We start from the raw sequence: 19,170 nt of genomic DNA, 5'->3' as shown, positions 1-19,170 counted from the left end.
ATATAGTAACTATATAGTCAAGGAAGGAAACTTAAAATGCTTAATAAAAACGTAAAATATTTTACAACAGGAGAATTTGCCAAGCTTTGTAAGGTGAATAAACAAACGCTCATTTACTATGATCAAATTGGCCTTCTATCACCAATTATGAAAGATAGTAAAGACTATCGTTATTATTCCATCGCTCAATATGATTTTTTTAGTGTTATTGAATTATTAAAAACACTTGGTATGTCTTTAAAAGAAATTCAAAAGTATATGGCAGATAAATCACCAGAAAACTTTTTAGATTTGATGCGTCAGCAAAAAGAGCTTGTGGCGAAAAAAAGGCAAGAGCTTGAAATGATTGAAAGTATTATTAAGGTAAAAATCGAGACAACAGAAGAAGCGATGCATATAGATTTTGACAGCATTACGATCGGCCATTTCCCAGAAGAGACGTTATATTTAAGCAAAAATATTGAAGATTCCACAGAGGAACAGTTTGTAAAGGCGGTCTCAGATTTTATCGATGAATTGGATCGCTCGCAGCTTGATACAGGCTATCCAATTGGGGGCATCACAAAAAGAGAGCAAATTTTAGCTGGGAACTATGATAATTATTGTTACTTATATATGGAACAACCACATCCTCAAGAAGGGCATCCATATTTTAAGGCGATTGAAGGAGATTTTATTATTGGTTACCATATAGGATTATCAACGACGCTAGGCCAAACATATGAACGATTATTTAAGGTCATGGATGAAAATGGCTACGAGCTAGGGCAGTACGTATATGAAGAATATATTTATGATGCTGTTATTAAAAATCGGGAGGAGGATTATGTCACGAAAATTATGATGGAAATTGTTAAAAGGGCAAAGTAGTTTTGCATAAAAAAGAATCTACGACATTGTGGCTACTCATGCAATGTCGTAGATTCTTGTATTCAAAGGTTTATTTGTAATGGTAAGTGCTCGCTCTTGAATTATTGCGTTGAATTTTATTAAACCATGCTTGATCTTTTTCTTCTTGCTGTAAGGTATTAACGATGGATGAGGAACAGTTAACACAAATTTTTGCTTGTGTAATTTTACCGCATCGTTCACATGGTGCGCCAAGATTAGGGAAGATAGAGGTTTTTAACTTTCCTGTCTTCACCCATTTAAAAAGTAAGTCCGATGAAATGCCTGTTAATGCAACAATTTCATCATTCGTTAAGTGCCGATTATTTTTTCTTAATAAAAAATGATGTAATTCCGAAAAAATATCCTCTTCTCGAGCGTCTATTTTTTTTCCGAACAGCAGCATTCGATTCCTCTCCCTTCTCAATTATTTGATGATTTCTTGTTTATTTTCAGTGACATAGTTAGGGTGTTCGTTATATTTATAGTTTTCCCAACGATCACGTGCTAGTTTGCGATATTTATTGGAAACATTGCGATCTGCAATTAATCTAGAAAATCCTTTTTTTGCTTCTACAATATCGCCGAGTCGAAGGCTTAATTCGGCATGTAAAAATTGAATTCGCTCGCTGCCTTCTTGATTGGATGCAAAAGATTTACTGTAAAAGTCTCTTGCTGCATACAAGTAGTGCGTTTCAGATTCGCTTTCATTTTTCAAACGATACAGCCAAGCTATTTTTAGGGCGATATTAGCCATTAAAAGTGCCTCTTCCATTGATGCCTTTGCTACGAGATAGGCCAATTTATAGCTTACGATAGCATCATCAATCGTGCGTTCGCGACAGATGTCCATTGGCTTATGTAGTTCTTTAATATACAATTCATCGATTAGTAGCAAGAACGGTCCATACGTTCTCGTCATAGATTTATGGTAAGCATATCCGCAATGCGGGCATACAGCAACTTCATAAAGTAATGGATTTAAGCCTTCATAAACGGGCATAAAATCCGTTTGTTCTTCGATTATTTTAAAACGATTTGGTCGTACTTTATATGTTGTATATTGTTTTTTGCAAAATTTACAATCCACATTACTTTCGTAGTAGTAAATATTAAAACCCATATGAACCAACTCCTCTGTGTCGAGTTTTTAACATTTCTTTAGTTCTATTTAAATAAGGGCGATACTCGTTCAATATATTTAATGGATTTTCTACTATTTTAGCAATTCTATGTTTTTTGGTATACTCCTTCAGTATGATTAAAGTAGTACCCAAAAAACATTAATTTTTTATATGTAAAGGGAATGCATGGTTTAAATATACTGGCAATAGTATTTATCGGTGGTGCATAGGGAAAAGTTAAATGTTTTAGTCTACTTTATTAAATTAAATCTGACATACTTAGAATGCTCTTTTTTATAAAAAATTGTCGTAGTTTTATTATAATACATATAGGATAAATTTACTATTCAATAATATGCATATTGATAAGGGATTTAAGCTGGTAGAAAGCTATTTTTTTTTATTTTCAAAGTACGATAATCACTATATTTTTCTATTTAATTTAAAAGGGGATAGATTGAATTGGACTGTAAAATTATTTTCTTTGATGTGGATGGTACGCTCATCAACTATGACGATGGTTGTATTGAAAGTAGTACGAAGAACGCGTTACAACTATTAAGAAACAAAGGAATTCGATTAGTAGCTGCAACAGGAAGACCATTATCTATGTGTCATGATTTGCAAGAACTAGGTATTGATACATTTATTACTGCTAATGGTGCTTATACTCGGCATGGTGATCAAATAATCCATACCATTCCTATCGCACAAGAAATCGTAGAAAACGTAAAAGCTTTTGCTGATGACAATAACAATAGTCTATCATTTTTCACTGATCAACTATTCATGAATAATGTTCGCCATCCTGCAACATTAAAAGCAATGAAGGAGACATTATCTTTAGATGAGTATCCTCCTACTAATAATAATATTTTAAACGAGGAAGTTTACTTAATGTGTTTATATGCCAACGTAAAAGAAGAGAAAAAGTACATAACACAGTTTCCGAATTTGAAGTTTGAGAGATGGCATCCGACGATTATAAATGTGCTACAAGATGATGTATCAAAATCCATCGCAGTTGAAGCAGTGCTAAAATATTTCAACCTAGTTCCGAAAGAGGCAATTGCTTTTGGAGATGGAGATAATGATATTGATATGTTAAAGCAAGTTGGATATGGTATTGCGATGGGAAATGGCAGTGTCGCATTAAAAAATATCGCTGATTATATCACGATGAAATCAGATGAAGGTGGCATAGATTATGCATTGCGCAAGCTACAGCTTATCTAAGGTAATAAATATGATAAAGAATGAAATAATATTGCAATCGCTTCTATAGGGGAATGTTCTCAGATTGTATGAATAAATTATAAATAATGATTGTAGTAGCTATTCTAGTTGCCATTGTCGTATGTATTTGTTTTTTAGTCAGCTCATCAGTTACTAACAAGTCGTTTTGACGTAGTCTACAGTAAGGGATATGGAGTCATCATCAATAGAAATTAGCGCTGAAGGAGATACGAAGATACGGTAAAGCGGGTTTTTGTTGAAAACTGAATTTAACAAAAATAAAGTTCTGTTGATTGTACAATATTGATATACATGTAATAATGATTAAACCTATGCAAAAGTGATTGTTAGAAATAATTGACTTTAAGAGGCTTATGTTAAGCTAAGATAATGGGAAAATTAAGGCTTTAGGTGGGGTAAAAAATGGTGCATCACGTGCAATCTCTTATTGAACATTACGGGTATTTTGGGATTATTCTTATACTAGTTGGAGGGATTGTCGGGCTGCCACTTCCTGATGAAATTTTTTTAACCTATGTAGGGTATAATGTTTATCGAGAAAATTTAGAGCATATTCCTGCATTAATAAGTGCTGCGGTGGGAGCTGCAGGAGGCATCACCCTCAGCTACTTTGTTGGTCGTCGATTCGGTTTGCCGTTATTACAAAAATATGGGCCAAAAATTTATATAACTGCACAAAAAATTGAGTTTACGAAAAAATTGTTTGAAAAGATAGGGCCTGTATTATTATTAATTGGATACTTTATACCTGGCGTTCGTCACCTTACAGCATATATTGCAGCCATTAATAATTATCCTTATAAAAAGTTTGCTGTTTATGCGTATGCAGGTGCAATAGTATGGACTTTCACATTTATTACTTTAGGGAAAGAGCTAGGAAATAAGTGGCGTTTTGTTGGTATGTATTTATCCCAATACAGCCTCTTTGCTATATTGCTGTTTATAGTAATAATGCTGATTGTGTACTATATTTTTAAAAAAAGAAATACGATTAAATGAATATCGCATGTTAAAAGAAGGTCTGCTGCAAATGTTATATGACATTTGAGGCAGACCATTTTTGTATTGAATTAAGGCAAAATAGCAAATGAACGTACAGGGAATCCAGATGCTTTTTCAGGCTTTGGCACAATATTGAAAATGACTGCTCCTTTTGCTGGTAGCTTATCTAAATTCGTCATCAGTTCAATTTGATATGTATCCTGATCTAGTACAAAGTATTCGCCATCAAGCGTTCCATTTTTACGGAAATCTGCCGCTGAATCTGTATCGAACGTTTCATGACCTATTGCATTGATGTTCCGTTCTGTAAATAAAAACTGCAACGCTTCTAATCCCCAACCTGGAATATGGTTATGACCATCTTTATCTTTATTATTAAATAAATCCTTATCAGGCCAGCGTTTACTCCAATCAGTTCGCAGAGCAACAAATGTACCTGCTTCAATTTCTCCATATTCTGCTTCGAAATCTAAAATATCTTGTACACTTAACGTGAAGTCATTGTCCGATTTAGCTTCCTTGGACTTATCAATAACAATTAGCGGTAGGACAAGTTCTTTTAATTCTAATTCGTCTAAGTAGCGTGTATCTGAAACAAAGTGGATAGGTGGATCGATATGTGTTCCATATTGCCCGGGAAACGTAAATTGTTGTGCAAAGAAGCCGTCATTATGCGAAAAGAGCGTTTCAAATTTGGCATCTTCAAACATAAAAAAATGAGGCGAGTTAGGTCCAAATGTGTGTGTTAAGTCAACCCATTGCTTAGATTTTAATAACTGCAATGCTTGTAAAAGTTCATTTGTCATTTTTATTCCCTGCTTTCTTTATTATGAGTAGTGAATTAATTTCATCATTACATACGAACATTGAAGAGATAAAAATTACGCTTTAGGCAGACGCTTTCCACGTGCAAGCCCCGAGCCGCCTTTTGCTCCATTAAAATGTTCGTGATTTCTTTTAGAAAAACTATTATGAAATTAACTCTTGTTTAAAATAAAATAAAAAAAGAGCCCTCCTTGTAGAAGAGGACTCTCGTGTAACTGAAGTCAGTCTCCTCATCTTCTTGCGAATTTCGCAAATTGGAATTAGCACCATGCCTAAGACTGGTTGCTGAGACTTCATAGGGCCAATCCCTCCATCTCTCTTGATAAGAAAAATATATGAATTTTCAGAAATAGTAATACCAAATACTTTAGCATAATCATAAAAAGTTTACAAGTTCTATAGGAGTGCATGGTTATAAAAAATAAGAAGCTTTTCCCTTACCAATATAAAATTACCGCTATACTACAGCACCCACCTTCTGATAATACAATTCGAATATTATCTGGCGTATATTTCGCTTCAAACTTCGCCGTAACGCCAGCTGAAGAAATGAGTTTTTGTACTTCATCTTGCTTGGAAAGCTGTGCGGCATTTTTAAGATCATGTGCAAATTGATCAGACCCTTCAATTTTCTCTGTCAGTAATTGGGCCTGCTGCATAATTGGCTGAATTTGTTTGGCAGATGTTTTCAACTTCAACGTATTAATAGGCGGGTACGGATTTGGGTTTGGGGATGTGGGCATCGCAAGCTGTCCCGGCAAATGATGCGGTAAAGGCGTATTAGAAGTGCCCCAATGTGGATATTGATAAACATAATACGGATAAGGATTGTAATACAGCAGAATTCCTCCAATCCATGGCTAATATCTTAGTGTATCTTATGTAGCGGCATTATGTTTTGTGTTGAAGAACATCTTTTATATGGAACGTGAGATAAAGGGAAATTAATTAAAAAAGTAGAATAAGTATTAGATACCGTAGAAAAGGGGCAGATGGGATGAATCGTTTAAACTTAATTACATTGGGTGTGAAAAATATGGTAGAATCGCTGGCATTTTATCGTGATGGGCTTGGGTTTGAAGTAGTCGTTTATGGGGATGAAACAAATCCAGATGTTATTTTTTTTAATAATGCAGGAACAAAAATATCTTTATTCCCAATTGAGCGCTTAGTAAAGGATATTGATGAAGCGAATCCACCTGCTGTAGGGAATGGCTTTAATGGCATTACACTTGCCTATAATGGAAAGTCTAAAGAAGAAGTCGATGAAGTATTTTTGTTAGCAAAAAAAGCTGGAGCGAATATTGTAAAGGAGCCTGAAACAGTATTTTGGGGAGGCTATAGCGGTTATTTCCAAGACCCAAACGGCTTTTATTGGGAAGTTGCACACGGTGATATGTGGCAATTTGATGAAAATGACATGTTAATTATTACGCAATAGATTGTCAGTGTGCTTTGATGAAGTTTTGTCAAAGCACGTTTTTTTAAATTAACCGATAGAGGAGATGGTATAGTGAAACCGTTTTGGGAGAAAGATTACTTAGCGGATACGCATTATGCTTTTGGTAACCCAAGTGATGAGGTGGTTGAATGGGCAAAAACATTACAAGCTGGGGCGCGTATTTTAGATATAGGGTGTGGTGATGGTCGGCACGCAGTCTATTTAGCACAGCTTGGGTTTGAGGTTGAAGCCATCGATATTTCGGAGGCAGGTATTGCTAAAATCAATAAATATAAAGCGTTGCACCAATTACATAACTTACAGGCTATTGTGCAAGATGTTACTACTTATAAGTTTAAACATTCCTATGATTGTATTATTTCACATGGCTTGTTCCACTTTTTAGAGCGTGAAGCTTGGCATAGCATTATTCATTCAATGCAAATACATACGAAGACACAAGGCATCAATATTATTACAGTATTTACAGACGAAGTAGATATTCCAGACGATTTAGCACCATTTGTTAAAGGAATATGTAAAGAAGGCGAAATCAAAGATTTATATCATAGTTGGTCTATTCAATATTATCGTTCCTACCAATTTGAAGATCAGCATGACAACAATATTAAACATTGTCACGCAGCAAATAAATTAGTCGCTGTTAGAAGATAATAAAGAAAAAACAGGCACGATTATGATTTTAGGCTATATTAAGGTTTTATGTTTAAGTTAAGTATTGAAAACCCCGAATTTGTTAAGGATAACAAAAGAGGAGGTGTGATACGATGGCACAACAGATTCTATGTGAAGTCAATAACTGCACGCATTGGGGCTCTGGTAACAAATGTACAGCAGAAGCTATTTACGTTGTAAGTCAAAAAGGTCAGCATGCATCCAAAAGTGAAGAAACAGATTGCAAAACATTTACACCTGAAGAGCATTAATGGCGTTAGGGTAACCCTTTAGGGGGCTACCCTTTTTTTATGTCATAACTGGTACATATCTACTTTGTCTTTCTTGAACAATAGGGTATGAGCATTTTTCACTTTTTCCTCTACATAATCTAATGAATAGTTGCCAAATGCGTCTGTTAAATCACCGATTGCACGAGATAAATTATCAATGACAGGTATTAATGTTTCGAGTTCTTTCAATTCTTTCCCTGCGTTCATCTCATCCATTATTTCATGAGCAAGATGTTGGATTTTCCGAAGGCGTTTGTTTTCCGCTTGCATCATATCCTCCTTTAAGCATCATCTTTTATACTGACTAAATATATGATGGTTATTTGTAGTTCATGAGTAATTACTTTTACTCATATTTGTTATAAATGGTAAAATGTTAGAAATAAACGTAGCGATTTTTTTCAATTTGTAGGGGGGAGCGAAATGAAGAGGATTTATGTAATTAGACATTGCGAAGCACAAGGGCAATCTTCAAATGCGCCTTTAACAGAAAAAGGGCACGAGCAGGCAATGCGTTTAGCTGACTTTTTTCATGCTTATAAAATTGACCGAATCATTTCGAGTCCTTTTTTACGTGCCATCCAATCGATAGAACTATTAAGTAAAACAACAAACAAAAAAATTGAGATAGATGAACGCCTTTCAGAACGTATATTAAGCACAGATAATTTACCGGATTGGTATGAAAAACTAAAATTAACTTTTACTAATTTGGATTTAAAATACGAGGGTGGGGAGTCCAGTCAGGAGGCAATGGATCGCATTAAGAACGTTGTAAAAGAAGTGGCTGAGAGAGGAACTGAACATACAGTTATCGTCAGTCATGGTAATCTAATCTCCTTACTATTAAAGAGTTATCAAAGTGACGTAGATTTTATGTTTTGGCAAAGGCTAAGTAATCCAGATGTCTATCAAATAAGCTATATTCATAACGAAGCGGTTATCGAACGTATTTGGGATGCACAATAATAGAAGACAAGAAGCCAGACTACATTATGATAAATGGAGTCTGGCTTTGTTTTACGTTCTGGAAAATATATTTAGTATTGAAATGTAACGCGGACAGCGGCACTAATAGTGATTTGCCCTTGTTCAATAGGTGTTACCATTGACGAATCTGCCATTGCCATCGATTTATATAGCACAGGGCCACTTTCGTTTTCTTCAACAATTTCTATCGGCTGAGGATGCACAGATAATTGCATTGTCTGTGCTATCGTATTAGCCTTCATTTGAGCATTATGAAGTGCCAGGCTAAGCGCCTGCTGGTAATATGCATCTGCATTATCAATTTTAAATTGGATAGAGGATATACGATTTGCTCCATTTTCCACAGCCGTATCAATAACAACCCCTACAAGATTTATATCAGGTATTTTTACCGTAATTGCATTTGCCACCTCATAGCCTTTAAATACCTGTTTGCCATCTACATAATCATAAATAGGCGCTATCGTATAGGTGGCAGTTTGAATATTTTCCTTTGGAATAGTTAGTGCCATGATGGATTGAATTACACGATTCATAATGCTAGCATTTTCCTGCTGTGCTTGCTGCACATTTTCCCCTTGCGTAGTTACCTCAATTTGAAGCTGAACATAACTTGCATTCGCTACTACTTTTCCATTTCCTGTGACAGTCATAATTCGCGATGCAGGGAGCAAATGTGGATTGGTATGTGTGTGATACATTTAATACCACCTCCCGACTGGTCTCTAGTAGTGTTTTAAATCATTTTTAACAATGCTTCTACTCCAGTCATTCCTGCGAATATGCCTAGTTGCTCTGCCTCAAATGTAACGGACTCTAGTGGGGCTGTTAACAGCTCATCTATTGTTTTCACTCCAACCGCTCGACCTGCGATAATTTTTCGATCTAATAAGCGACTATTTAAAAGACCGACATCTAATGCACCACACATGATGTAGCCCGTATCATTTGAAATAGTTAGTAGTGTCGTTTTTGGTAAATGTACAATTACAGCAGTGAAAAAATGACCTTTAATCATAATAGGTTCAATTGTCACCATGAACATCACACTCCTTTTCTATCTATACATATGGCAATAGATAAAAAGGTGTTCGGTATTTCCACTAAAAAAGTGTGTGTGACGTTAATTGTTTGAGAATTGTATGTGTGCCTGGCACTTATTTTGTATAAGAAAGCAATGCAGTTTGTTGTATATTTTTTAACGCTAGTTTAGCCTCATCTTGCGTAGTGTACTCGAACATACGGTATGAATCTTGTTCAAAAACAGTAATAACCCACATTATAAAATCCCCTTTGTATGTAAATTTGTAATATAACAGTAATCGAATATGTTGTAGTTGTTATATATCAGTTTATGCACCTTATTTTACACCGATTTTTTTAAAAATAAAGTGTTAAATGAAAGGTTTCACATTTCGTTCAAAATTGACGCTACGTTTGTGGGAATTATTTAAAAATAAGGATATTGAAAAAATTTCATTAAACAGGTTATTAAAGTATAGAGAAACAGTTTGTTAAATGGTTTTTTAGCATAAAGGTTTTAGCAGGCATAAGTAAAATCAGGTAGTCTTTGTGAAGTATAATTCAACGTGTTTCGTAAATAGTAAGATGAGCTGTAATATGCAATAAAATGTGGGAGGTGATACGGTGATACGTAAAAATGTATTGTTTTTGACGGTTTGCTTTTTATTCATTTCTATCTGTTTTACAGGAATGAATACCTCTGCAGAAAAAGGGCGTAGTGAATATGAGGAGACTGGTGAAGTTGTGTGGGATATTAACACAAAGGATAAAATCATTGCCTTAACCTTTGATGATGGCCCACATCCGAAGTATACCTCACAGGTGCTAGATATTTTAGCTAAGTATGAAGCAAAGGGGACCTTTTTTATTATTGGTCAAAATGCAGAAAAGTATCCAGATGTTGTTTCAAGAACTTATAAAGAAGGTCATGAGCTAGCCAACCATACTTACACACACCCATTCAAAGTTTCTGTATCTAAATTACAGGAAGAACTACAGCGGACAAACGAAATGATTAATAATATTACTGGTTTTTCACCTGTTTTATTTCGTCCTGTAGGTGGTAATTATAACGATAAAATAATTAATACTGCCGTAAAAAATGGTTATCAAGTCGTCATGTGGTCTTGGCATCAAGATACACAAGATTGGAAAGAACCAGGCGTAAATAAAATAGTCCAAAAGGTGCTCGGTGGAACAAAGCCAGGGGATGTTATTTTGTTTCATGACGGAGGCGGCAACCGCACACAAACAATTAAAGCCCTAGAAGAAATAATACCTACATTAAAAAAACAGGGCTATACATTTGTAACAGTATCGGAATTAATTGAAAGAAAACAGAATCAAGAGAAAGTCCAATAAGAAAAAAGCCATTTCAAAATAAATGAAATGGCTTTTTTTCCTAAGAGCAACGGATATTCTACGTATTTAAACTAGAAAAATAATATAGGTGCTAAAGCAATACCGGCAATTGCTCCAAATGCGAAACCAATGCCAAGTCCAGCGCCAAATCCTGGTCTAAAGCCCCAACCCCAAAAACCTAATCCATATCCTCTGTTTTGTCTATCAGGTAGAATCCATACCTGTCTTCTATCCACTTTAGTTATTTCTCCGACATGAACATTCCCAGATGTATCAGTAATTTTTACACGTTTACCGTGATATTTACAGCAAAGATTATAGCATTCAGCTGGATTCACAGAAATCTCCTCCTTTCTTAGTCCTTACAAGATAATATATGCCGTTGGATACAACCATCACTAGCCGAATGTCTATTGGAAACATATGCTATTGCATGGGGGTGAACGTATGTCAGTCATATCAACTGATGATTGGCTTTACGAGTTAAAGACTAGTCAAAAGTTAAATAACAGTAGAGATTTTGAAGATTTGCAACGTACTATTCTTTGTAGCCGATTAGTAGAACATTTTAATGGTGGAACACCACATGAAATACAGTTTGAATTACAGCAACAAGGGCTATTTCGAGCACATGAAAACATTAATATTAAAAAGCTACAGGATCAAAATACTTGGGAAATTGTTCAGGAAGAATATTTTTATTTAAAGAAGCGTTGGGGCGGGCCAGATATACCAATCTATATTTTTCCACTAACACAGGAGCAAAACATTACAAATAAAAATGGTGTTGCATATCCAGATGCTTTATTTTTATTTATAGGAGAACTTGAAAGGGAAGAACTTAAAGCATTATTTGCACATGAATACAACCATGTTTGTCGACTGCGCTACTTAAACAAATCGTTACGGGAAGTAACGCTATTAGATTCATTAATTTTAGAAGGTTTAGCAGAATGTGCCGTAGAGGAAATTTACGGCTCTAAATGGTTGGCACCTTGGTTGGGAGACTATTCTTCGGAAAAGATGCTAGCCATTTGGAAGACTCAATTTTTGCCCAATATAAATATTCAAGACTTGAATAACCATGTTGAATTTTTATATGGTGGAAAATTGCCACCGTGGATAGGGTATTGCATTGGTTATGAAATTGTAAGGACATATATTCAAAGTCACTCGGCTAAAGAGCTTCTTAAAAAAAGTTCAAAAAATATACTTACGGGCTCTGTATTTCCTTTATAGCTACGAAAAACCAGTTGTCGATATTTGAATCGACAACTGGTTTTGTAATTAAATAGTGAGTACCTTCCGCTTTGCCAACGACAATAATCAGCTTTGAAGCAACGTTTTAAAACTTTACGCTACAATAAAAGAAAGGAGTGATGGCTGTGTCAGATGAAGTGAAAAATGTACTGCCTCCTATTATTGATGTAGCAACAAAAGTGCTTATCGTTGGTTCAATGCCAGGAAAGCTATCGTTAGAGAAGCAACAGTATTATGGCAATCCACGCAATCACTTTTGGCCTATTATTGGAGAAATATTAAAGAGAGAGATTCCTGTAGATTATGGTCAGCGAATAGAGTTGTTAAAGGAAAACCGTATTGGTCTTTGGGATACAATTGAATCATGTGAGCGGAAGGGCAGTTTAGATTCGGCCATTCGAAATGAAAAACCGAATGATTTTAAAACGCTTTTTATACATTATCCAAAAATTGAACTTGTGCTTTTTAATGGTGGTAAGGCATTTGAAGTGTTTAAAAAACATATTGGCTTTGATGTTTTAGACGGGCGAGCATATCAAAAAATGCCATCGACTAGCCCGATACCTGGCAAAAATATTAAATCCTTTGATGAAAAACTCGAGGATTGGCGAGTGATGCAATCATATATAACACAATAAAGGCTCACAATTATGAACTCGGCCTTCGTTAGGAAAAGGTGAATGGTCAAGTGAAGACTAAATTGATGAGTAGGCTAATTGCTCAATCAGCTATTGCCCCTTATACATATATTGAATTATGTAAAAGGGGGATTTTATATTGAATTTATTTCCAAGTGATGACTTAGGGGAAAGACGTCTACCACCTAACTTTGGCCCACCGAATATGGGCCCTCCTAACTTTGGTCCACCAAATTTCGGACCGCCAAATATGGGTCCACCTAACTTCGGTCCGCCAAATATGGGCCCCCCGAATATGGGTCCACCTAACTTTGGTCCACCAAATTTCGGTCCGCCGAATATGGGTCCACCTAACTTTGGTCCACCAAGTTTCGGTCCGCCACCAAATTACGGCCCACCATCAACTGGCCAAATGCCGACGAGTGCTCCACCAAGTTTTTCGCCAGCTATGCCTGCGTGGCATGGAGGTTCTAGTGGTATTCAAAGATGTTTATTTAGGAATACATTTATATGGACGAGGAACGGAAGAAGTTTTTGGTTTTTCCCGACGGTTATTGGCAGGGACGTTATTGCAGGATTCCGCTGGAGCAATAGATCTGGCTGGCGTTTCAGTACAATCTTGAGAGATAACATACTCGCATTCGAATGTTTTAGATAAGGGGCCTTTATTGCGGGGGATTCGTCGATTTACTGCGATGAATTCCCTTTTTATTTTTGTGGACATAGCTCCTTTTTCGAAAATATGGAGAGATATTTATTATTAATATTCTGTTTTTGAGCAATTGATGTTACAATTATTGTAACTAAAGATGAAGGGACGATGGGTGGCTAATGATTAACTAATCTTATTTTTTGCACATGAAATGTATATTTCAATGAACCAAAAATAGGATTAGTCTGCCCATTTTCCATAAGTGCAACGATATAGGTTTAACGCCGACTATCGTTAAACGCATACTTTAAACGCATATTTTCCCGCTAGAAATTCTTTAGTGGGGTATAGCTTTTTTAGTATTGGATCATCGCATAAATAAGGCTCTACGTTGGAGCTTTTTTATGCATGATATTTCGCGACTAATCCTTCCAAAATAATTGGAGGGATTTTTTTTATCCCTCTATACGGAGAGGAACGGATGTAATGAAAGAACTTTTAAAAATACAAAATGTACAGTATGAAGTGAGTGACACAGTTATTTTTGATAATGCGACCGCTACAGTAAAACAGGGTGAAGTCATTGGCATAATAGGTAAAAATGGTGCTGGAAAATCGACATTATTACAGCTCATTCAAGGCATACTAACTCCTACAAAAGGGCAGCTATTGTGGTTACAGCGAATCAACATTGCTTATGTAGAACAAGAGCAAGCAGCTATTGAAAATGGGGAAGTAAGTGCAGAGGAAGCAGATTTACTAGCGAAATGGCATGTGCCAAACACAGAGTTTACTGCTTTAAGTGGTGGCGAAAAGCTGAAAAGACGACTAGCAAGAGGCTTTTCACAACATGCGCAATTACTATTGTTAGATGAACCGACAAATCACTTAGATGAAACAAGTACTGCACTGCTAATCGCCCACGTAAAAAAATATGGCGGTACAATTATTGTCGTGTCCCACGACCGTTATTTTTTAGACGAAGTTGCCACAAAAATATGGTCATTGGAAGACGGAAAACTGATAGAGCATAGTGGTCATTATACAAGTTATATAGCGGCACGAGAGCAACAAAGGTTAGCGCAGCAACGTGCATATGATAAACAACAGAAAAATATTGAACGTATTGAAGCACAGATGAATGAGCTTTCTTCTTGGTCGCAGAAGGCACATGCGCAATCGACTAAGCAAGAGGGTGTAAAAGAGTTTTATCGAGTAAAGGCTAAACGAATGGATGCACAAGTAAAATCAAAGAAAAAACGCTTGGAAAAGGAGCTAGCAAAAACGAAAGTTGAACAACTTAAGCAAGAAGAGGAAGTGCGATTTTCAGTAGAGTCAAACCAACGGGTAGGAAAACGATTTTTAGAGTGTAAGCATGTAACAAAATCTTTTCAGCATCGTCTTATATTTAAAGATGTAACTATGACGATTAAATTTGGTGAAAAGATTGCTATTACTGGCCCAAATGGTAGCGGGAAAACGACTTTATTGAAAGTGCTGACAGGGCAAGAAAAAGCAGATGGCGATATATGGATTTCTCCTGCTGCCAACATCGGCTATTTAACGCAGGACGTATTTGATTTGCCGCTTGAACTGACGCCAGAGCAATATTTTTACAAGGAGACGTTCGAGGAAAGAGGTAAAGTCCGCAATGTCATGAAACATTTAGGGTTTACAGCGAGTCATTGGACAGCACCTATTAGCAATATGAGTATGGGTGAGCGTGTGAAGTGTAAGCTTATGGCATATATACTAGAGGAAAAAAATGTTCTCATTTTAGATGAGCCAACGAACCATTTAGATTTGCCTTCAAGAGAGCAGTTGGAGAAAACATTGGAGTTGTATACTGGTACATTGCTCGTTGTATCACATGATCGTTATTTTTTAGAAAAAACGACGAACATTGTTTGGGAGCTTAAAAATAACGGCATTGAGAAAAAATGGAAAGAGAGCGCACCACCACAAGTAAATGATACGAGTGCACTACGACTAAAGCTTGAAAATGAAAGACAAGAAATACTCGGCAAACTTAGCTTTCTAACTGCAAAGGATAAGGAATATGCAGTGCTTGATCGAAAGTTTAATGAATTGACTAAGCAAATTAATGATCTTCGCTAGTTTCACGTTTAAGAGAGAAAAGAGTGGGGAAAATAAACTTGATTCAACAAAAATTCTCCACTTTTATAATGTGGGGAAACCTAGCTAATGTCACAAGATTTTAGAGCAGGATTGAAAAAACGTCAAAACCGTTATTGATATAAAGCCAAAAGAGGGGTGTCTAGATGAAAAAATTACTTTTTACAAGCTTACTCACAATTAGTATGCTAAGCGCATGTACTACAGATGAAGAGAAAGTGAGCGAGCAAGACCATACACAGCAAGACCATACGCAAGAAGAGCAGCAATCGAATGAAAATGAGAATGCTACAACTGAAACTAAATCTGAAGACACTGTATCTTCTATAACGCAAGCAGAAGCATTGAAAACGATAAAAGAGCAGATTGGAACAGAATTAGCGGTTGTTATGCCAAATAACCTTCCGCTAACAAAAGGGACTTTTCTAACGGCTACAACAACAGGTTCAGACAAACAAGCTGAAGTTCTTTTTCTAGAAAGTAAAGAGTATATTCCTGTTAATGATGTGAAGCTGAAAAATGCTTCTAATGCAACGCCAATTGCCAAGCTTACTGTAAAGCTATTCGACAGTATAGATGAGGCAAAGGAACAGATTGCTTATGAAGATTATAGTAAAAATGGCGGGCAACAAGTACCGCTCGGATACAATATTAATGGCTATCAGGATGCAGGTGCTGGCTCGTTATGGACTGGCTGGAATGAGGGGAGATGGGCATTAGCAGCCCGTACCCGAACAGATAACCCAGCCGCTGGAGTAGACTTAGCGAAACAAGCAGTAGAATATTTAGAATCCCATACGCTTCCGATTCCACATGAAAACGGCATGGTGCATTTAGACGTTTATGAATCAGGAAACTTAATCGTATGGCAGGATGGAAAGCTTGTCTATACACTTGATTCGATAAAGGACCCAATGAAGGCACTAGCAATTGCAACAGCCTTTAATCAATAAATAAAATTCCTTGAGTGGCAATCCGCTCAGGGAATTTTTTTTGCTGTTTACTTTTCAGCTTCATGTATTAGTAGCGTATATTCTGCCAACCTTTTTTGCCATGCTTCCATTGGAAATTCTCCAGGCACTGTGTCATTTAACAAATCAGACAGGAGTTCTAAGCAAATATGCCATCCCGCTAAATCTTTAGGCGTATGATCAGTCAGTTGACCGATTTTTTCGTGCAATACTAATATTGAACCATCACTAGTCGGTAATAGCTCAAAGCGTACACTATCCTTGCCCCATTCAAACTCCAGTACCTCCTGCTCAATATAATCCGTAATAGCGATGTCTATAAAGGCATCAGTTCCGTCATTCATATTGAAACGCATTTTACCATTCTTTTTAGGCTCAATCATTTCTAAATTGTTCATCCATTTTTGAAGTTTGCCATTCTCTGTTAGTACCGCCCAAACTTCGCAAATTGAATATGCCAGTGGGCATTCAATTTGCGCGATATAGCCGGTTTGGTTTTTGTGAATTGTAGCGAGCATAAATATCCTCCTTGAATTTAAGGTCTTTCAAATTGTAGTACTAAATAATCTTTCCAGACTAATTAAGTTTTAGATAAAATTGTGAGAATACGGTTCTTTAGCTAATATTAGATGAAAAGAGGAGGAATGGAAATGGATTATCAACAAGCTTTAACACATTACATTGAAGCAACAAATACACATGATTTTAACAACGTCAAAGCGCTATTACACACACAAGCAGTTTATTGGTTTACTGATCAAACATGCACAACGCTAGAAGAGATAGGAGCTTATTTTAATCATGCATGGCACGTCATAAAAGATGAAGTTTATCGGGCGACAAATGTTCAGTGGCTTACTGCGGATGCAACTACCGCTACATGTATTTATACATACCATTACGAAGGGTATCATAATGGCACATTTGTATCAGGGAGCGGGAGAGCGACAAATGTTTTTACTGTAGTAAATTATGAATGGAAGCTTATTCATGAACATTTAAGTAGCTAACGCAGTTGGCATTTGGCGCACCCTTTTTAATCTAGCTTGGCCGCATAAATGCGTGAACTTTCTCCCCAAGGATGGTAGCCAGTACCGATATGTGAAAAGCCATAGCGTTCATATAAGCCAATATGATCTGTACAAAGATAAAGTTGTGGAAATCCGTGTCGCTGGGCATCCTTTTTAGCTTGCTCTAATAGCAATGCTCCGTATGCATGCCCGCGATGGCTTTCTTCGATATACACCGCACATACCCAAGGATATAAATCCATACGACTAATAAAATCATTCGTTACTAAACCTGCACAGCCAATAATTTCATCATTGTCCATTAATAAATACCACTGCGGAAGTGGTGCTTGCGCATTAATGCAATGTGAAATGCAGTCCTCGTAGAGCATCATACTTTCCTCACTTGCCCATTTGCTTTGTATATAGGGGGTCGCCAATTCGGCATAGCTAGGCTCCTGCCGTACAGAAATAATTTTCATACTCACACTCCTTTGAAAAATAAATGCATACAGTTATTATTGTAATAAATGGAAACATTAATAAGCAATAATAAACTTATGTCAGGGGCAATAAAGGTGCAAATTAGATCCGCTGATATACATGATATCAAAGCTTTAACTTTGTTGATGGAGCAGCTTGGCTATCCAACGACAGAGGAGAAAATGACGTTAAGATTTCAAGCTTTAGCAGCAAATCCAAGTTATCAACCATTAGTTGCAGAAATGGATAGCCACGTAGTTGGGATGGCAGGATCGTGACATAGCTTATTTTACGAGCATGATGGATGTTATGTACGAATTCAAGCCTTTGTCGTAGATCATCATTATCGTAGAAAGGGCATTGGACAGAAGTTGCTCGAAGCGATAGAATACTGGGCAGTGGAACAGCGTGCTTCTGCACTTGTGTTAAACGGTGGTAATCGTGAAGAACGAAAGATAGCATACCATTTCTACAGACAATAAGGCTTTGAAGGAAAATGTACCGGTTTTAATAAGCAATTAAAATAGAGATATATCAAGGGGTTTGGTTGAATGGAGCGGTTACTAACAGAAAGAGATTTAATAACTTTAATTGAGTCAGATAGATGGATGATGGAAATTTTACGCTGTGTCGAGCAGCTACAATTACTGGACGGCTGGGTATGTGCTGGATTTATTCGTTCAAAGGTGTGGGATTATTTGCATGATTATAAAGAGAGAACGCCATTAGGTGATATTGATGTCATTTATTTCGATAATCAGCATATTTCAGAACAACTAGAGAAGCAATATGAACAGCGATTATTAGAACTCTTACCAAAAGAACCGTGGTCTGTGAAAAATCAAGCTAGAATGCATGTCGTAAACAATAGTAATCCGTATCAATCTTCTGTTGATGGCATTGCGCATTTTCCTGAAATACCTACAGCGATTGGCGTACGGCTTACACAAGGTGCACTAGAAATTGCAGCGCCTTATGGCATACAACATTTGCTGTCGGGTATTGTTACGCCTACACCTTATTTTGATGAAAAGACTCAATTGCATGACATTTATCAAAAGAGGATACATAACAAACGATGGCAAAATATTTGGCCAAAACTAGTATTTGTAACATCAGTATAGCTAAAGGAGCTGACAG

General features: G+C 36.5%; 26 protein-coding genes, 1 pseudogene and 1 riboswitch. Of the genes and pseudogenes, 16 read left to right on the top strand and 11 right to left on the bottom strand.

Going from position 1 to position 19,170, the window contains the following annotated elements; genetic code table 11:
• The first annotated feature begins 36 nt into the window (after positions 1–36).
• Entirely contained in the window at positions 37–870 is an 834-nt protein-coding gene (locus ACIQXW_RS21495) for a MerR family transcriptional regulator (protein ID WP_340821847.1), read from the top strand.
• Positions 871–940: 70 nt separating this feature from the next.
• On the opposite strand, the gene ACIQXW_RS21490 is transcribed toward ACIQXW_RS21495, so the two are convergent.
• Positions 941–1,294: a hypothetical protein gene (locus ACIQXW_RS21490; RefSeq protein WP_340821849.1), complete on the bottom strand. Its 354-nt coding sequence runs from the start codon at positions 1,292–1,294 to the stop codon at positions 941–943.
• A 21-nt stretch (positions 1,295–1,315) separates the two neighbouring features.
• Positions 1,316–2,011 (bottom strand): DUF2225 domain-containing protein, encoded by a 696-nt coding sequence (locus ACIQXW_RS21485; protein WP_340821850.1) that lies wholly within the window; start codon positions 2,009–2,011, stop codon positions 1,316–1,318.
• A gap of 463 nt (positions 2,012–2,474) precedes the next feature.
• On the opposite strand from ACIQXW_RS21485, the gene ACIQXW_RS21480 reads away from it, so the two are divergent.
• Positions 2,475–3,248 carry a Cof-type HAD-IIB family hydrolase gene (locus tag ACIQXW_RS21480; RefSeq protein WP_340821852.1) on the top strand — a complete coding sequence of 258 codons (774 nt, stop codon included), beginning with the start codon at positions 2,475–2,477 and terminating at the stop codon, positions 3,246–3,248.
• Positions 3,249–3,671: 423 nt separating this feature from the next.
• Positions 3,672–4,268 carry a DedA family protein gene (locus ACIQXW_RS21475; RefSeq protein WP_340821853.1) on the top strand — a complete coding sequence of 199 codons (597 nt, stop codon included), beginning with the start codon at positions 3,672–3,674 and terminating at the stop codon, positions 4,266–4,268.
• A gap of 71 nt (positions 4,269–4,339) precedes the next feature.
• Here ACIQXW_RS21475 and ACIQXW_RS21470 read toward each other — a convergent pair whose 3' ends face one another.
• Both ACIQXW_RS21470 and ACIQXW_RS21465 read right to left on the bottom strand, forming a co-directional pair.
• Positions 4,340–5,077: a cyclase family protein gene (locus ACIQXW_RS21470; protein WP_401021489.1), complete on the bottom strand. Its 738-nt coding sequence runs from the start codon at positions 5,075–5,077 to the stop codon at positions 4,340–4,342.
• Positions 5,078–5,323: 246 nt separating this feature from the next.
• A riboswitch (SAM riboswitch) is annotated at positions 5,324–5,425 on the bottom strand.
• Positions 5,426–5,533: 108 nt separating this feature from the next.
• Positions 5,534–5,839, bottom strand: coding sequence for a YuzC family spore coat inner layer protein (locus tag ACIQXW_RS21465; RefSeq protein ID WP_340821855.1), 306 nt, complete (start codon positions 5,837–5,839; stop codon positions 5,534–5,536).
• Positions 5,840–6,093: 254 nt separating this feature from the next.
• Between ACIQXW_RS21465 and ACIQXW_RS21460 the strand changes: the two genes are divergently transcribed.
• The 3 genes from ACIQXW_RS21460 to ACIQXW_RS21450 all read left to right on the top strand — a co-directional run bounded on the left by ACIQXW_RS21460 (position 6,094) and on the right by ACIQXW_RS21450 (position 7,484).
• Positions 6,094–6,537, top strand: coding sequence for a VOC family protein (locus tag ACIQXW_RS21460; protein ID WP_340821856.1), 444 nt, complete (start codon positions 6,094–6,096; stop codon positions 6,535–6,537).
• A gap of 72 nt (positions 6,538–6,609) precedes the next feature.
• Positions 6,610–7,212: a methyltransferase domain-containing protein gene (locus ACIQXW_RS21455; protein ID WP_402765384.1), complete on the top strand. Its 603-nt coding sequence runs from the start codon at positions 6,610–6,612 to the stop codon at positions 7,210–7,212.
• A gap of 113 nt (positions 7,213–7,325) precedes the next feature.
• Positions 7,326–7,484, top strand: coding sequence for a DUF1540 domain-containing protein (locus ACIQXW_RS21450; protein WP_401021495.1), 159 nt, complete (start codon positions 7,326–7,328; stop codon positions 7,482–7,484).
• Between the two features lie 42 nt (positions 7,485–7,526).
• Here ACIQXW_RS21450 and ACIQXW_RS21445 read toward each other — a convergent pair whose 3' ends face one another.
• Positions 7,527–7,775, bottom strand: coding sequence for a group-specific protein (locus ACIQXW_RS21445; protein WP_340826400.1), 249 nt, complete (start codon positions 7,773–7,775; stop codon positions 7,527–7,529).
• Positions 7,776–7,928: 153 nt separating this feature from the next.
• Between ACIQXW_RS21445 and ACIQXW_RS21440 the strand changes: the two genes are divergently transcribed.
• Positions 7,929–8,474: a histidine phosphatase family protein gene (locus ACIQXW_RS21440; RefSeq protein WP_402765378.1), complete on the top strand. Its 546-nt coding sequence runs from the start codon at positions 7,929–7,931 to the stop codon at positions 8,472–8,474.
• 71 nt (positions 8,475–8,545) lie between these two features.
• Here the strand turns inward: ACIQXW_RS21440 and ACIQXW_RS21435 are convergent, their stop codons facing one another.
• The 3 genes from ACIQXW_RS21435 to ACIQXW_RS21425 all read right to left on the bottom strand — a co-directional run bounded on the left by ACIQXW_RS21435 (position 8,546) and on the right by ACIQXW_RS21425 (position 9,775).
• A complete protein-coding gene (locus ACIQXW_RS21435) occupies positions 8,546–9,196 on the bottom strand; it encodes an SIMPL domain-containing protein (protein WP_402765375.1) in 651 nt (216 codons plus the stop codon).
• Between the two features lie 35 nt (positions 9,197–9,231).
• The gene (locus ACIQXW_RS21430) at positions 9,232–9,534 is read right to left on the bottom strand and encodes a YunC family protein (RefSeq protein WP_173479305.1); all 303 of its coding nucleotides are present in this window, start codon (positions 9,532–9,534) and stop codon (positions 9,232–9,234) included.
• 118 nt (positions 9,535–9,652) lie between these two features.
• Entirely contained in the window at positions 9,653–9,775 is a 123-nt protein-coding gene (locus ACIQXW_RS21425) for a hypothetical protein (protein ID WP_401013313.1), read from the bottom strand.
• Positions 9,776–10,208: 433 nt separating this feature from the next.
• Between ACIQXW_RS21425 and ACIQXW_RS21420 the strand changes: the two genes are divergently transcribed.
• Positions 10,209–10,880 (top strand): polysaccharide deacetylase family protein, encoded by a 672-nt coding sequence (locus ACIQXW_RS21420; RefSeq protein WP_402765444.1) that lies wholly within the window; start codon positions 10,209–10,211, stop codon positions 10,878–10,880.
• 71 nt (positions 10,881–10,951) lie between these two features.
• Here the strand turns inward: ACIQXW_RS21420 and ACIQXW_RS21415 are convergent, their stop codons facing one another.
• On the bottom strand, positions 10,952–11,218 hold the full coding sequence (locus tag ACIQXW_RS21415; RefSeq protein ID WP_401021502.1) for a hypothetical protein: 267 nt from the start codon (positions 11,216–11,218) through the stop codon (positions 10,952–10,954).
• Between the two features lie 109 nt (positions 11,219–11,327).
• On the opposite strand from ACIQXW_RS21415, the gene ACIQXW_RS21410 reads away from it, so the two are divergent.
• The 4 genes from ACIQXW_RS21410 to ACIQXW_RS21395 all read left to right on the top strand — a co-directional run bounded on the left by ACIQXW_RS21410 (position 11,328) and on the right by ACIQXW_RS21395 (position 16,519).
• Positions 11,328–12,119, top strand: a complete 792-nt coding sequence (locus tag ACIQXW_RS21410) for a DUF2268 domain-containing putative Zn-dependent protease (RefSeq protein WP_402765370.1) — start codon at positions 11,328–11,330, stop codon at positions 12,117–12,119.
• Between the two features lie 140 nt (positions 12,120–12,259).
• Complete coding sequence (locus ACIQXW_RS21405) at positions 12,260–12,778, top strand: DNA-deoxyinosine glycosylase (RefSeq protein ID WP_340821866.1); 519 nt, start codon at positions 12,260–12,262, stop codon at positions 12,776–12,778.
• Positions 12,779–13,916: 1,138 nt separating this feature from the next.
• Positions 13,917–15,548: a ribosomal protection-like ABC-F family protein gene (abc-f, locus tag ACIQXW_RS21400; RefSeq protein ID WP_402765366.1), complete on the top strand. Its 1,632-nt coding sequence runs from the start codon at positions 13,917–13,919 to the stop codon at positions 15,546–15,548.
• 164 nt (positions 15,549–15,712) lie between these two features.
• Positions 15,713–16,519: a hypothetical protein gene (locus tag ACIQXW_RS21395; protein ID WP_402765363.1), complete on the top strand. Its 807-nt coding sequence runs from the start codon at positions 15,713–15,715 to the stop codon at positions 16,517–16,519.
• 47 nt (positions 16,520–16,566) lie between these two features.
• Here ACIQXW_RS21395 and ACIQXW_RS21390 read toward each other — a convergent pair whose 3' ends face one another.
• On the bottom strand, positions 16,567–17,055 hold the full coding sequence (locus tag ACIQXW_RS21390) for an SRPBCC domain-containing protein (RefSeq protein WP_402765360.1): 489 nt from the start codon (positions 17,053–17,055) through the stop codon (positions 16,567–16,569).
• A 132-nt stretch (positions 17,056–17,187) separates the two neighbouring features.
• Here ACIQXW_RS21390 and ACIQXW_RS21385 point away from each other — a divergent pair, with 132 nt between their 5' ends.
• Positions 17,188–17,547, top strand: a complete 360-nt coding sequence (locus ACIQXW_RS21385) for a YybH family protein (protein WP_402765357.1) — start codon at positions 17,188–17,190, stop codon at positions 17,545–17,547.
• A gap of 26 nt (positions 17,548–17,573) precedes the next feature.
• Here ACIQXW_RS21385 and ACIQXW_RS21380 read toward each other — a convergent pair whose 3' ends face one another.
• Positions 17,574–18,029, bottom strand: coding sequence for a GNAT family N-acetyltransferase (locus ACIQXW_RS21380; protein WP_402765354.1), 456 nt, complete (start codon positions 18,027–18,029; stop codon positions 17,574–17,576).
• Positions 18,030–18,125: 96 nt separating this feature from the next.
• Here ACIQXW_RS21380 and ACIQXW_RS21375 point away from each other — a divergent pair, with 96 nt between their 5' ends.
• From ACIQXW_RS21375 to ACIQXW_RS21365, 3 genes and pseudogenes are all read left to right on the top strand, one after another.
• Entirely contained in the window at positions 18,126–18,308 is a 183-nt protein-coding gene (locus ACIQXW_RS21375; protein WP_402765351.1) for a GNAT family N-acetyltransferase, read from the top strand.
• A 33-nt stretch (positions 18,309–18,341) separates the two neighbouring features.
• Positions 18,342–18,512, top strand: a pseudogene (locus tag ACIQXW_RS21370) (GNAT family N-acetyltransferase); the annotation flags it as partial.
• Positions 18,513–18,581: 69 nt separating this feature from the next.
• On the top strand, positions 18,582–19,154 hold the full coding sequence (locus tag ACIQXW_RS21365) for a nucleotidyltransferase family protein (RefSeq protein WP_402765348.1): 573 nt from the start codon (positions 18,582–18,584) through the stop codon (positions 19,152–19,154).
• Positions 19,155–19,170: the final 16 nt, after the last annotated feature.

The organism is Lysinibacillus sp. NPDC097162 (genome assembly GCF_044762185.1).
Lineage (GTDB): Bacteria > Bacillota > Bacilli > Bacillales_A > Planococcaceae > Lysinibacillus.
This window is presented reverse-complemented; position numbering and strand designations above follow the sequence as displayed.

Bases quoted from the DNA above. Each gene is read 5' to 3' on its own strand.
- ACIQXW_RS21495 (WP_340821847.1), top strand. From the start codon at position 37: ATGCTTAATAAAAACGTAAAATATTTTACAACAGGAGAATTTGCCAAG.
- ACIQXW_RS21490 (WP_340821849.1), bottom strand. From the start codon at position 1,294: ATGCTGCTGTTCGGAAAAAAAATAGACGCTCGAGAAGAGGATATTTTT.
- ACIQXW_RS21485 (WP_340821850.1), bottom strand. From the start codon at position 2,011: ATGGGTTTTAATATTTACTACTACGAAAGTAATGTGGATTGTAAATTT.
- ACIQXW_RS21475 (WP_340821853.1), top strand. From the start codon at position 3,672: ATGGTGCATCACGTGCAATCTCTTATTGAACATTACGGGTATTTTGGG.
- ACIQXW_RS21470 (WP_401021489.1), bottom strand. From the start codon at position 5,077: ATGACAAATGAACTTTTACAAGCATTGCAGTTATTAAAATCTAAGCAA.
- ACIQXW_RS21465 (WP_340821855.1), bottom strand. From the start codon at position 5,839: ATGCCCACATCCCCAAACCCAAATCCGTACCCGCCTATTAATACGTTG.
- ACIQXW_RS21460 (WP_340821856.1), top strand. From the start codon at position 6,094: ATGAATCGTTTAAACTTAATTACATTGGGTGTGAAAAATATGGTAGAA.
- ACIQXW_RS21450 (WP_401021495.1), top strand. From the start codon at position 7,326: ATGGCACAACAGATTCTATGTGAAGTCAATAACTGCACGCATTGGGGC.
- ACIQXW_RS21445 (WP_340826400.1), bottom strand. From the start codon at position 7,775: ATGCAAGCGGAAAACAAACGCCTTCGGAAAATCCAACATCTTGCTCAT.
- ACIQXW_RS21440 (WP_402765378.1), top strand. From the start codon at position 7,929: ATGAAGAGGATTTATGTAATTAGACATTGCGAAGCACAAGGGCAATCT.
- ACIQXW_RS21435 (WP_402765375.1), bottom strand. From the start codon at position 9,196: ATGTATCACACACATACCAATCCACATTTGCTCCCTGCATCGCGAATT.
- ACIQXW_RS21430 (WP_173479305.1), bottom strand. From the start codon at position 9,534: ATGGTGACAATTGAACCTATTATGATTAAAGGTCATTTTTTCACTGCT.
- ACIQXW_RS21425 (WP_401013313.1), bottom strand. From the start codon at position 9,775: ATGTGGGTTATTACTGTTTTTGAACAAGATTCATACCGTATGTTCGAG.
- ACIQXW_RS21420 (WP_402765444.1), top strand. From the start codon at position 10,209: ATGAATACCTCTGCAGAAAAAGGGCGTAGTGAATATGAGGAGACTGGT.
- ACIQXW_RS21410 (WP_402765370.1), top strand. From the start codon at position 11,328: ATGTCAGTCATATCAACTGATGATTGGCTTTACGAGTTAAAGACTAGT.
- ACIQXW_RS21405 (WP_340821866.1), top strand. From the start codon at position 12,260: ATGGCTGTGTCAGATGAAGTGAAAAATGTACTGCCTCCTATTATTGAT.
- abc-f (WP_402765366.1), top strand. From the start codon at position 13,917: ATGAAAGAACTTTTAAAAATACAAAATGTACAGTATGAAGTGAGTGAC.
- ACIQXW_RS21395 (WP_402765363.1), top strand. From the start codon at position 15,713: ATGAAAAAATTACTTTTTACAAGCTTACTCACAATTAGTATGCTAAGC.
- ACIQXW_RS21390 (WP_402765360.1), bottom strand. From the start codon at position 17,055: ATGCTCGCTACAATTCACAAAAACCAAACCGGCTATATCGCGCAAATT.
- ACIQXW_RS21385 (WP_402765357.1), top strand. From the start codon at position 17,188: ATGGATTATCAACAAGCTTTAACACATTACATTGAAGCAACAAATACA.
- ACIQXW_RS21380 (WP_402765354.1), bottom strand. From the start codon at position 18,029: ATGAAAATTATTTCTGTACGGCAGGAGCCTAGCTATGCCGAATTGGCG.
- ACIQXW_RS21365 (WP_402765348.1), top strand. From the start codon at position 18,582: ATGGAGCGGTTACTAACAGAAAGAGATTTAATAACTTTAATTGAGTCA.